This is a genomic window from Amycolatopsis sp. NPDC102389, from assembly GCF_044765885.1.
In the GTDB taxonomy this organism is placed as follows: Bacteria; Actinomycetota; Actinomycetes; order Mycobacteriales; family Pseudonocardiaceae; genus Amycolatopsis.
This window is the reverse complement of sequence record NZ_JBIWKX010000011.1, coordinates 103,921-112,909: the sequence shown is the minus strand read 5'-3', so window position 1 is coordinate 112,909 and position 8,989 is coordinate 103,921. Positions and strand designations below refer to the sequence as shown.

Sequence of the window (8,989 nt, the reverse complement as noted above, 5' to 3'; positions counted from 1 at the left end):
GGTCGGGGCGGATCAGTCGGTGGCGGGCGCGGTCGGGGCCAGATAGGCGCCGACCGTGGCCAGCGCCAGGCCGCGGTAGAGGTTGCGGACGTCGGCGTTGGACCAGTTCCGCGAGTTCGCGGCGGCCAGGGCCTGCGCGGCCCGCTCCAGGCGGTCGATGTCCACCCGGACACCGGCCACGGTGTCGGTGGTGTCGTTGAAGTCGGTCATGGTCAGTGCTCCTCGGTCGGTGAGTCGGTGTGGAAACGGATCCGGCGGCCGCTGGCGTCGCGGGCGGCCTGGTCGTCGAGGTCGTCGGCGAACCGCAGCGCGGCCCGGATCAGGAACACCAGGTGCCAGATCGCTTGCAGACCCGCCAGGGCGGCCAGCGTGATCGCCAGCACCAGCAGCCACGTGACCGCGTCGGCGGCCAGCCACGCGACCACCGCGAACACGCCGGATGTAACCAGGTCTGCCGTGAGCCGACCCGCGCTCTCGCGGATGAGGCTGGACACCTCGCCCGGGGTGGTCCACAACTCGCGCGACGTGTCGGCGCCGGCCGGGTCGTCGGTGAAGTCCCGCATCGTCAGCACTCCTCTCCGGTCACGACGTCGTGGCCGGTCGAAGCCGGGGCGGAGGTGCTGTACAAGAACCCGAACAGGGTCTGTCGCAGCCGAATGTGGTCCTTGCCGCCGCTGAAAGGCGGGTAGCCGTGGCGGATCAGGACATCGGCGACATCGACGATCAACCCGAAGGTGAACCGCGAGTCGTCGACCGGCGCGGGAATTGGATAGTGCTCGGACATCGGACGTCCTTTCCGGACAGTGCGGTCAGTGATCGCGCTCGACCGAGGTGTGCGCGCAGCGGGTGCAGCCGTAGAGGCCGGTGGCCGCGGTGAACGTGCGTTCCGGTCCACCGCAGCCGGGGCAGTCTGCGTCGATCGCCAGCACCAGCCCGGCCGGGTCGTCGACCACGACCAGGCCCTGGTCGACGTCGTTCGTGTCGGTGCGCGGGACGGGTGTCACTTCGTGCAGCACGGGCAGTCGTGCCTGGAGTCGTTCATGGTCAGCACTCCTCGGAGGTCGGGTCGGTCATCGGGTCGGTGCCGCCGTCGGCGACGGCGTGTTCGCGCAGCTTCGCCAGCCGTTCGGCGACCTTGTCGACGAACGGGAGCAGCTCGCGGGCCTCGGCCGGCCGGAGCCCGCCGACCCGGGCGACGTTGAACGTGTCGTCGACCGCGGCCAGCACGGCGTCGGCGAACCGGAGCGCGTCCACGCGGGTCAACCGCACTGGGTAGGCGCTGGTGCGGTCCGGCTTGTAGTTCGTGTCGATCTCGACTAGGTGGCGGGTGTTGCCGCGGTCGGCATACAGGTAGTGGGTGTTGCCGCGGTCGGGATAGATGTCCTCGGCCGCGTCGAGATAGCCGGTGGTAGTGGAGGCCCAGGTCTCGAACGCTTCCACGGTCACGGTGTTCGGCCACAGGCATGGGTCGTCGGGATCGGCGCTCCAGCCCTCGAAGGAGGCGGTGAAGGGCGGTCGATAGATGTTGTCAGCCATGAGTATCGGGGTTCCTTTCCGTGCTCTGCCGCCACGAGCGGGCGGAGCGGTCCAGGTCCTTGGCCTTGTCCCGCAGGAGCGCGGCGGCCTCGTCGGCCAGGTCCGCGACCTTCGCCCACGCGGCGGGGCGTTCCGGGTCGGACACCCGCATCGCACCGGCGTCGACGATGGCGGCACTCCACGCCATCAGCGCCGATCGGATCTTGCGCAGCTCCGCATCGGCGTGGGTGAGCCTGGACGGGTCGTTCATGGTGTTGTCGGACATGGAGAATCGACTGTCCTTTCCAGACAGAAAACGGGAAGGGTCAGCGGCGGCGGGGCGGGCGGTTGATGGTTGCGACCTTCGCGCGGCCACGTTCGACGTCCTGGCGGCCGGTGTAGCGGCCCAGCCGGTCGACGGTGGTGGTGTGACTGACGCCGGTCGGGGTGCCGTCCGGGCCGACCATGACGACGTTGATCGTGTCGCCGGGCTGGACGATGCCGGACATGTCGCCGATCGTGCGGGTCATGCCCCCTCACCCACCAGCAACGTGATCTCGCTGTCCCAGTCGAGGACTTCGCCGCCCTCCGGCACGAGCTGTTCGGCCTCGTCCAGCAGCCGGTCGACGTCCGCGCGCGGCAGACGCAGGATCGCGTGCCCGGACGGGGAATCCAGTTCCACCAGCACGTGCGAGCCGTGCGCGGTGATCTGGACGTCGCCGTCACCGACCCGGTCGAGCGTCGACCCGCCGGCCACCATCGCGTCGGTGAGCAGGGACCGGGCGAACACCCACGGCACCCAGTTGTCGCCTCCCGTGCGCACGGTCAGCGTGACCGCCCACGGGTCGTCGACGTCGAAGGCCAGGTTCGCGCGGGTGGTGGCCTGGACATGTTCCAGGTCCATCGCCATCACCTCGGCCCGGGTGGGGACCATCGCGATCGGTAGCATGGGAAACCCTTCCTGTTGATGGCCGCCCTCTTGGGCGGCGTGGGTTGGTGGGAAGGCCCGGCCCGGTGGCGCGTTCTTGGCGGGATGAACCACCGGGCCGGGGCCTTTAGCGGGCGGAGACGTCGCCCGGTGTGCCGTTCGCGGCCGTGCGGATCGTGCGGCGCTGGCTGGTCACCCAGTCCATGACCTTGATCCGCACCAGCCCGTTGCCCAGCGGCTCCGCATCGGCTTCCGCGAGGTATTTGCGGCCGTGGTGGGTGAACCGCCAGTTGGCCTTGAGGTCGGCGTAGGTCACCTTCGCCATGACGGAACTCCTTGTCTCGCCGGGAATCGTGGGCTACCTGGGGGTCCGGCCGCTGCGCTTGAGGACCCACTCGACGAACCCGGTCTGCGCGGCCGGGTTGTCGCCGCCGATGTGCCACTTGAGCCAGTCGGAGATCTTCTTCACTGAGTCACCCTCACGGTGGTGACCGACGATGACCGTGATCACCGGGTCGACCAGCACCGGACGATGACCCAGCTTCTCCGAGGCCTCCATCACCAGCGGGCTGTACGCGGGCATGACGAACTCCTTCCACAATGGACAACTGAATCGGGTGCGAAACATGTTGTGGTGCAACGGGGCCAGGAGGCCTAGCGCCAGCGCCAGGCCTGTGCATTCGCGGGCGCCGTGATCGCGGTGTCGGTGCGGGCGGCGATGTCGCGCACCTCGATGGAGACCTTGCCCCACTTGGCCGGGACCGGGCGGGCCAGCACGCGGTAGGCCCGGCCCTCGTGGGAGATCGTCTCGCCGACGTTGAGCCAGCGGTAGATCAGCCGTGCCACCGCGGGTCAGCCGTAGAGCTTCGCGGTGATCTTCTGCTGGCATGCCCACTTGCCGCAGCAAGTGCGGCCGTTGAACTGCTTCTTCGCGCGCTTGCCGCACCCGCCGCAGTGGGTGTCGGGAAGCCCGTTCCCGGTGTGGATGACCACCTTCGAGCGGTTCTTGCCGACGAATTCGGCGGTCTTGTCGACGGCCTTCACGGTGGCCTTGGCGGCGCTGAGAATGCCCATGACGTCCTCCTGATCAGTTGGGTTGGTGGTGGCGGTGCTTCTCCCGGGGTGCGGCGCGTTCTTGGCGGGATGAACCGTGGCCCGGAAGCTGTTGGGGCGCTGAGGAAATCGGGGGTCAGCGCCGGGTTTCGTGGTTGCGCGGCGGGATGCGCCGCATGGCGTCGGTGAGGATGTCCGCGTGGTCGAACGCGAACCCGCCGGTCCGGGCGATCTCCAGGGCGCGGGTCAGCGGGATCCAGCGCGCGGCGGCCGCGTCGTCGGCGGCGACCGGGTCGGGCATCGTCGACAACTTCGCGCTGTAGGCGACACCGACATACCGGCCGCGCGGGTCCCGGCCCGGGGTGTCGTAGACACCGACCAGGTGCAACCGCACGCGGTCGAGGTCGAGCCCGGTTTCCTCGACCGCTTCCCGTTTCGCCGCCGCGAGCGAGGTTTCCCAGCCCTCGACGTGCCCGCCGGGGAACGCCTTCTTGCCCTTGTGAGGGTTCTTCCCGCGGTCGATCAGCAGCACATGCGGCTCACCGTCGCGGTCGGCGAACAGCACCACGTCGGCGGCGTAGAACACCGGCGCCCGGCGGTCCAAGCGGGTCGCGATCCGGCCCGCGACGGCGGCGAGCCAGTATTTCGGTGACATCGCATATTCCTTCCAGTAGAAGGGCTTTCGGATTAGATCCGGTCGATGACGAACTGGATGAAGTCGATGCGGCGGAACGGCGAGTCCGATCCGTAGGCGTCGCGGAGGCGGCGGGCGATCGCCTTGGCGTCGAGGCGGTCCTGGGTGTGCAGGTCGGCGATGCGTCGCACTGCGTTCTCCAGGAAGATGTCCCGCCCTTTCGGCCGGTCACCGAGGTAGCGGGCCGCGTCCTGGGTCAGGCGGTTGATGTTGGCCATGGGAGTAGGGGTCCTCCTTCGGGGCGGTGGACAGTGCGGATTTGTGCGGCGGGGACTGCGGCGTCAGAGACGGCCCGCTTGCCGCAAGACCCAGGAGATGAACTTGGGCTGGGCACTGGGGTTTCGTCCGCCGAGGAGCCCTTGGCGGCTCTTGGCGATGTCGGCCGGGCGGAGTCCGGCGTCGTAGGAGATCGTGATGCTGTTCATCGCCATCACGACCTGGTGCGGGGGCATCCTGGTCTTGGAGATTCCTTCCCGGACAGCCCTGTGGTTACTGTCAAAAACCGGTCGCACGATGTCCTCCTCGGCTGTTGTTCACGGAGAGCGCTGGCAGGGATGCAGTCAGCGGTTGGTGCGGCGGTAGGCGTCGGCGATCGCGAACGCGGTGTTGGTGGTCCGGTCGGCGTAGCCGCGTTGGTGGAGGTGAATAGCCAGGGAGTCCAGGACGACGGCCCGGCCGGCCAGGCTGCCCGGCTTGGTGTAGGTGCCGAGCAGGTAGACCGTCCAGTTGTCGGCCTCCAGCCCGTACCCGCCGAGCCGATAGGCGCGGCCGTGGTCGGCGGCGTGCTCGGCGGCGGCGATCATTCCGGCCAGGTCAGCGGCCCACAGGTGGGCCTGGATCCGGTCGGCGACCGCGGCCTCGTCCAGCAGTCGGGAGCCGAGCGGGACCAGCTCCGCCAGGTAGTGCTCCTCACCTTCCAGCCAGTTCAGTGCCGCGATCCGGTCGCAGCCGGTGCCAGCCATGGGCAGGAAGTCCCTGACGATCTGGGCGGATCGGCGTTCAGCGTCCCGGTAGGCGCGGGTCGCGGCCCGGATCGGTTCGATGCGGCGGAAGCGGAGTCGCATCACGCCGCCGCCCGTCCGGCCGCGGCGGGCACGGTGGCCCCGGCCAACAGGCCGAGCACGTAGCGAACGAAGTCCTTGCGGGCACACGGGTGCACATGGTCGGTCTGCGGATCGCGCAGCGATGTGCGCAGCCACAGCGTCAGCCTGGCGACCGACCAGCCCTGACGGCGCCGCTTCGCGATCGCGTCCACCAGGACCTCCAGGAACGCGGCCCGGACCCGCGGTGCCCGGGTCGCCGCCTGCCGGGCGACCTGCGACGGCATCCGCGCTACCTCGTGGAACACCGACCGCACTCGCGGGACCCGGGCCTGGCGGTCCGTGGCCGCGTCGGCCTCGTGCTGGGCCAGCATCCGGACCTGCGAGGCCACGTCACGATAGATCCGGGCGCGGCGGTGCATCACCGCATCCGACGTGCCCTTGACCAGGACGCGAGCGTTGGCCGTCAGCTGGTCGGCCAGCCGATCGAACCGGCGCACCACCAGCGTCTCGACAGTCTCGGTGTGCAGCGGCAACACCAGCGGGTTGCCCGCGGCCAGATCCACCTCGGCCTCGACCAGCAACGCGAGCTGGGCGGCGACATCGCGGTAGACCGTCGACCGCAGCGCGGTGACCTCGACCGGCAGCCCGGACGCCTCCAGCACGGTGGCGTTGCGGGTCAGCAGCGCCGCCAGGTCACGGAACTTCGTGACGATCACGGCGGCCGGGTCGGCGTATCCAGGCATGGCGGTACCTCCACAACAAAGGCGAGAAAGTGGGAAAAGTGAGCGAAAAGGTCAGCTCAGAAACTCGTGTGACGAACGGTCACCAGCAGCGGAATCAGCCGCATGGCCTGCACACCGTGCGGACCGGGAATCTCGGAACGGAGCGCGGTCTCCGTGGCCTCCAGCCACTCCCGGCACCGCGACACCGGAGCGGTCTTCGGCGGCATCGACGCGAACAGCTCGGCGAACACGGCCGGGACGAACAACCGGGCGCCCATCACGCCACCTCGCCGAAGTCGTAAAGCGCAGCCAGAACACCGGTCGACTTGCCCTGCATCGACAGCCCGCCCATCAGGACCGACGACAACTCGAACACCGGAGCCGGGGTGATCGCCACCTCGAACTCCGCCAGCGACATCGCCGCGAGATCTTCTTCCGGCAACTCGAACACCGGATAGCCAGCCTCAGCCGCGGCCAGTGCCTCATTAGCCATATCCAGGGCGACCTCGACATCACGGGCATCGGAGCCCAGGCCAGTGGTGCCCGGGTCGCTTTGGTGGTGGGTCGGTCGTGCGGTCCTCATCGGAAGTTCCTCTCGGTTGTGCTGACCTAAGTCAGACTAGAGCGATACATGTCAGTTGTCGCTAGACCGTTCGAGTGATCTAGGTCGGTATGTGTCGGTCCGGCTAGGATGTGCCCATGACCGCCAAGTACGAGAAATTTGCGGAGATAATCCGGGGCAGGATTCGTAGCGGTGAGCTGGAACCTGACGAAATGCTGCCTGGCTATCGCGTCCTTGCGGAGCAGGTAACGGGGTACTCGCCGGGGACCGTGCAAAAGGCCCTGCAAGTCCTGCTGAACGAAGGCTGGCTGTCGGTAACCCCTGCTGTCGGCTATTTCGTCAACAGGCCCCCTGCGGAGTCACCAGACACTTTGGACTTCACGAGCGAGCTGGCGGCCCTCAAGTCGGCCCTGGGAGAGTTGACCGAGCGTGTCGAGCGTCTCGAAACAGGCGCTATCCGTTCCGGATCGACCGGAAGAACGTGATCAGGCTGTCGATCACGTCGCCGCCGCCGTCAAGGGCGTCGGTGGCGATACCTGCGGATTCTCCGGGAGCCTTGATCACCATCACGACCAGCGCAATTACGACCGCTGTGATGATCAGCTTCTTGAGGATGCCGCCGCCGGTCTTGATGTTGAAGGGGTTGTTCTTGCTGGCCATGTCCGCCTCCTGCTGTCTCGGTTGGAGCGAGGTGCTCGCTGTCTGGAACCGAGTTTTGCGAACCGGGTCACATGTCGGTGACCTCCGACACATGTCAGTGACACTGAGCCGACAACACCAGCCGACAACACCGACAAGTACCGACAACGCCGACAAGCAATGTCACCTGCCAGGGTCGGGGAGTGAGGATCAATGACTCAGCACCGCGAAACCGTGCTGGTTGCACAGCAAGAACTGGGCCGCGTGCTGGCGCACTGGCGCGGCACTGCTGGCCATGGCCAGCACGGCCTGGTCGACTTGCTGAAGCGGGCGGTCCACAACGGCGATGCGCCGCGCGTGCACCCCTACACCCGATCCTCACTGGCCAATTTCGAAGCAGGGCGCCAGCGGCCGGACCGACTCTTCTGCGAGTGGGCCGACGCGACGCTCAAGGCGGGAGGACAGATCGTGCTGGCATATGAGGCGATGGAGCAGGCCGTAGCAACGCTGCATGAACGCTCACGACCAACCGCGACGACGAACGCAGCAGAGTGGCGCCGCGGGGATCACCACGTGGCGCAAGCTCCCGCCGGGTCGCGGCTAGACGACGTCATTCACAACGCATTCGCCGACTCCGACGCGCCCGAGTCCGGCGCACTGGAAGGTCAGGTCTTGGCTGCGCACCAGCTGGCTACCGAGCAGGACCACGCTCTCTCGATGACGTTGGTCACCGGCTTCGCAGGATCGGGAAAGGGTTCGTTCGCGGAGTTCCTGGCCAAGGCCACACGCTGGGCTCAGCTGAACAAAGACACTCAAACCAGGCCGGTAGTCGAACAACTCCTTCTCGCGCTCGGCGGTGACCGACACGACCGCCATTCCGAGCTATACCTGGAAAAAGTCAGGCCTTACGAATATCGCGCCCTGATGGACACGGCAATGAAGAACCTCGACGCAGGCGTGTCGGTTGTGGTCGACGCGCCGTTCATTCGCGAACTGGGCGACGACGCGTGGATGGCCCGGCTACAGAACAACTGCCGCGCTCGCGGCGCGACGCTCTCGGTGATCTGGGTGCGTTGCGACGTCGAGTCCATGTACGACTACTTGTCTTACCGGGCCGCGCCTCGTGACACCTGGAAGTTGGAGAACTGGCAGGAATACATCGCCGGGATCGATCCGGATTTCCGACCGTCTTTCCCGCACTACCTGGTGGACAACAGGCTGAACGCCGCCACCACCCTGGTCGAGCAGGCAGATCGGATTGTGAAGGCGATGCGCCATGGCGAGTAGTCGCGGTGTCCTGCTCTACGGCCCGCCGGCCGCGGGAAAGGACACCATCACCGAGCAACTGATCACGATCGGCCCGTACACGCATTTCCAGCGGCTCAAGGTCGGACCGGGCCGGACCAGCGGCTACCGCATGGGCACAATCGAGCAGCTGACGTCGTTGCGCGAGCGGGGGCAGGTGATCTACGAGAACCAGCGCTACGACTCGGCCTACGTCGTCGACCGAGGCGAACTGGACAGCATCGTGCGCGAGCACGAGCAGGTTCCGGTGCTGCACATCGGCCAGGTCGATGCCATCCACGCGATTCGGCGCGGGTACCCGCTGATCTGGACAGTCGTGATGGTGTTCTGCCCTCGGGAGGAAGCAGAGAAGCGGCTCGTCGAGCGGAACGACGCGCGAGTCGACGAGCGGCTGTCGGTGTGGGACGAGACCCTCGCCGAAGCGGACCTCGCGCTGTTCGACCTGGTCGTGAACACCGGCGCGTTCGAGCCTGCGCATGTCGCGACGGCGATCGATTGGTGTCAGCGCCACCGCCAGTAGTCCATGCC

General features: G+C 67.5%; 23 protein-coding genes. 3 read left to right on the top strand and 20 right to left on the bottom strand.

The features are described from left to right. Nucleotides 1-12 precede the first annotated feature (12 nt). The 19 genes from ACIRGA_RS13030 to ACIRGA_RS12940 form a co-directional block, all read right to left on the bottom strand. The gene (locus tag ACIRGA_RS13030; protein ID WP_400940160.1) at nucleotides 13-210 is read right to left on the bottom strand and encodes a hypothetical protein; all 198 of its coding nucleotides are present in this window, start codon (nucleotides 208-210) and stop codon (nucleotides 13-15) included. Nucleotides 211-212: 2 nt separating this feature from the next. Beyond that, the gene (locus ACIRGA_RS13025; protein WP_400940158.1) at nucleotides 213-563 is read right to left on the bottom strand and encodes a hypothetical protein; all 351 of its coding nucleotides are present in this window, start codon (nucleotides 561-563) and stop codon (nucleotides 213-215) included. A 2-nt stretch (nucleotides 564-565) separates the two neighbouring features. Continuing rightward, nucleotides 566-784, bottom strand: coding sequence for a hypothetical protein (locus ACIRGA_RS13020; protein WP_400940155.1), 219 nt, complete (start codon nucleotides 782-784; stop codon nucleotides 566-568). 25 nt (nucleotides 785-809) lie between these two features. Then, nucleotides 810-1,004, bottom strand: a complete 195-nt coding sequence (locus tag ACIRGA_RS13015; RefSeq protein ID WP_400940154.1) for a hypothetical protein — start codon at nucleotides 1,002-1,004, stop codon at nucleotides 810-812. Nucleotides 1,005-1,044: 40 nt separating this feature from the next. Further along, complete coding sequence (locus ACIRGA_RS13010) at nucleotides 1,045-1,536, bottom strand: hypothetical protein (RefSeq protein ID WP_400940152.1); 492 nt, start codon at nucleotides 1,534-1,536, stop codon at nucleotides 1,045-1,047. Continuing rightward, complete coding sequence (locus ACIRGA_RS13005; RefSeq protein WP_400940150.1) at nucleotides 1,529-1,801, bottom strand: hypothetical protein; 273 nt, start codon at nucleotides 1,799-1,801, stop codon at nucleotides 1,529-1,531. The genes ACIRGA_RS13010 and ACIRGA_RS13005 overlap by 8 nt, the downstream gene beginning before the upstream one ends. A 40-nt stretch (nucleotides 1,802-1,841) precedes the next feature. After that, a complete protein-coding gene (locus ACIRGA_RS13000) occupies nucleotides 1,842-2,045 on the bottom strand; it encodes a hypothetical protein (RefSeq protein ID WP_400940148.1) in 204 nt (67 codons plus the stop codon). Further along, nucleotides 2,042-2,419 (bottom strand): SsgA family sporulation/cell division regulator, encoded by a 378-nt coding sequence (locus tag ACIRGA_RS12995; protein ID WP_400940146.1) that lies wholly within the window; start codon nucleotides 2,417-2,419, stop codon nucleotides 2,042-2,044. The genes ACIRGA_RS13000 and ACIRGA_RS12995 overlap by 4 nt, the downstream gene beginning before the upstream one ends. Nucleotides 2,420-2,570: 151 nt before the next feature. Further along, nucleotides 2,571-2,768: a hypothetical protein gene (locus ACIRGA_RS12990; RefSeq protein WP_400940143.1), complete on the bottom strand. Its 198-nt coding sequence runs from the start codon at nucleotides 2,766-2,768 to the stop codon at nucleotides 2,571-2,573. Between the two features lie 33 nt (nucleotides 2,769-2,801). Continuing rightward, complete coding sequence (locus tag ACIRGA_RS12985; RefSeq protein ID WP_400940141.1) at nucleotides 2,802-3,026, bottom strand: hypothetical protein; 225 nt, start codon at nucleotides 3,024-3,026, stop codon at nucleotides 2,802-2,804. A 71-nt stretch (nucleotides 3,027-3,097) separates the two neighbouring features. Continuing rightward, nucleotides 3,098-3,289, bottom strand: coding sequence for a hypothetical protein (locus ACIRGA_RS12980; protein WP_400940139.1), 192 nt, complete (start codon nucleotides 3,287-3,289; stop codon nucleotides 3,098-3,100). 6 nt (nucleotides 3,290-3,295) lie between these two features. Beyond that, nucleotides 3,296-3,517, bottom strand: a complete 222-nt coding sequence (locus ACIRGA_RS12975) for a hypothetical protein (RefSeq protein ID WP_400940136.1) — start codon at nucleotides 3,515-3,517, stop codon at nucleotides 3,296-3,298. A gap of 115 nt (nucleotides 3,518-3,632) precedes the next feature. Continuing rightward, on the bottom strand, nucleotides 3,633-4,151 hold the full coding sequence (locus ACIRGA_RS12970) for an NUDIX domain-containing protein (RefSeq protein WP_400940133.1): 519 nt from the start codon (nucleotides 4,149-4,151) through the stop codon (nucleotides 3,633-3,635). A gap of 32 nt (nucleotides 4,152-4,183) precedes the next feature. After that, complete coding sequence (locus ACIRGA_RS12965) at nucleotides 4,184-4,408, bottom strand: hypothetical protein (protein ID WP_400940131.1); 225 nt, start codon at nucleotides 4,406-4,408, stop codon at nucleotides 4,184-4,186. 63 nt (nucleotides 4,409-4,471) lie between these two features. Next, the gene (locus tag ACIRGA_RS12960) at nucleotides 4,472-4,642 is read right to left on the bottom strand and encodes a hypothetical protein (RefSeq protein WP_400940129.1); all 171 of its coding nucleotides are present in this window, start codon (nucleotides 4,640-4,642) and stop codon (nucleotides 4,472-4,474) included. Nucleotides 4,643-4,750: 108 nt separating this feature from the next. Continuing rightward, complete coding sequence (locus tag ACIRGA_RS12955; protein ID WP_400940126.1) at nucleotides 4,751-5,254, bottom strand: hypothetical protein; 504 nt, start codon at nucleotides 5,252-5,254, stop codon at nucleotides 4,751-4,753. Continuing rightward, on the bottom strand, nucleotides 5,254-5,976 hold the full coding sequence (locus ACIRGA_RS12950; RefSeq protein WP_400940124.1) for a hypothetical protein: 723 nt from the start codon (nucleotides 5,974-5,976) through the stop codon (nucleotides 5,254-5,256). Before ACIRGA_RS12950 ends, ACIRGA_RS12955 begins: the two co-directional genes overlap by 1 nt. A 56-nt stretch (nucleotides 5,977-6,032) precedes the next feature. Further along, entirely contained in the window at nucleotides 6,033-6,233 is a 201-nt protein-coding gene (locus ACIRGA_RS12945) for a hypothetical protein (RefSeq protein ID WP_400940121.1), read from the bottom strand. After that, nucleotides 6,233-6,538 carry a hypothetical protein gene (locus ACIRGA_RS12940; RefSeq protein WP_400940119.1) on the bottom strand — a complete coding sequence of 102 codons (306 nt, stop codon included), beginning with the start codon at nucleotides 6,536-6,538 and terminating at the stop codon, nucleotides 6,233-6,235. The genes ACIRGA_RS12945 and ACIRGA_RS12940 overlap by 1 nt, the downstream gene beginning before the upstream one ends. A 116-nt stretch (nucleotides 6,539-6,654) precedes the next feature. Here ACIRGA_RS12940 and ACIRGA_RS12935 point away from each other — a divergent pair, with 116 nt between their 5' ends. Next, on the top strand, nucleotides 6,655-7,002 hold the full coding sequence (locus ACIRGA_RS12935) for a winged helix-turn-helix domain-containing protein (RefSeq protein WP_400940116.1): 348 nt from the start codon (nucleotides 6,655-6,657) through the stop codon (nucleotides 7,000-7,002). On the opposite strand, the gene ACIRGA_RS12930 is transcribed toward ACIRGA_RS12935, so the two are convergent. After that, nucleotides 6,971-7,177 carry a hypothetical protein gene (locus tag ACIRGA_RS12930; RefSeq protein WP_400940114.1) on the bottom strand — a complete coding sequence of 69 codons (207 nt, stop codon included), beginning with the start codon at nucleotides 7,175-7,177 and terminating at the stop codon, nucleotides 6,971-6,973. The two genes, ACIRGA_RS12935 and ACIRGA_RS12930, sit on opposite strands and share 32 nt — an antisense overlap. Nucleotides 7,178-7,369: 192 nt before the next feature. On the opposite strand from ACIRGA_RS12930, the gene ACIRGA_RS12925 reads away from it, so the two are divergent. Both ACIRGA_RS12925 and ACIRGA_RS12920 read left to right on the top strand, forming a co-directional pair. Beyond that, on the top strand, nucleotides 7,370-8,443 hold the full coding sequence (locus ACIRGA_RS12925) for an AAA family ATPase (RefSeq protein WP_400940113.1): 1,074 nt from the start codon (nucleotides 7,370-7,372) through the stop codon (nucleotides 8,441-8,443). Beyond that, nucleotides 8,433-8,981 (top strand): kinase, encoded by a 549-nt coding sequence (locus ACIRGA_RS12920; protein WP_400940110.1) that lies wholly within the window; start codon nucleotides 8,433-8,435, stop codon nucleotides 8,979-8,981. Before ACIRGA_RS12925 ends, ACIRGA_RS12920 begins: the two co-directional genes overlap by 11 nt. Nucleotides 8,982-8,989: the final 8 nt, after the last annotated feature.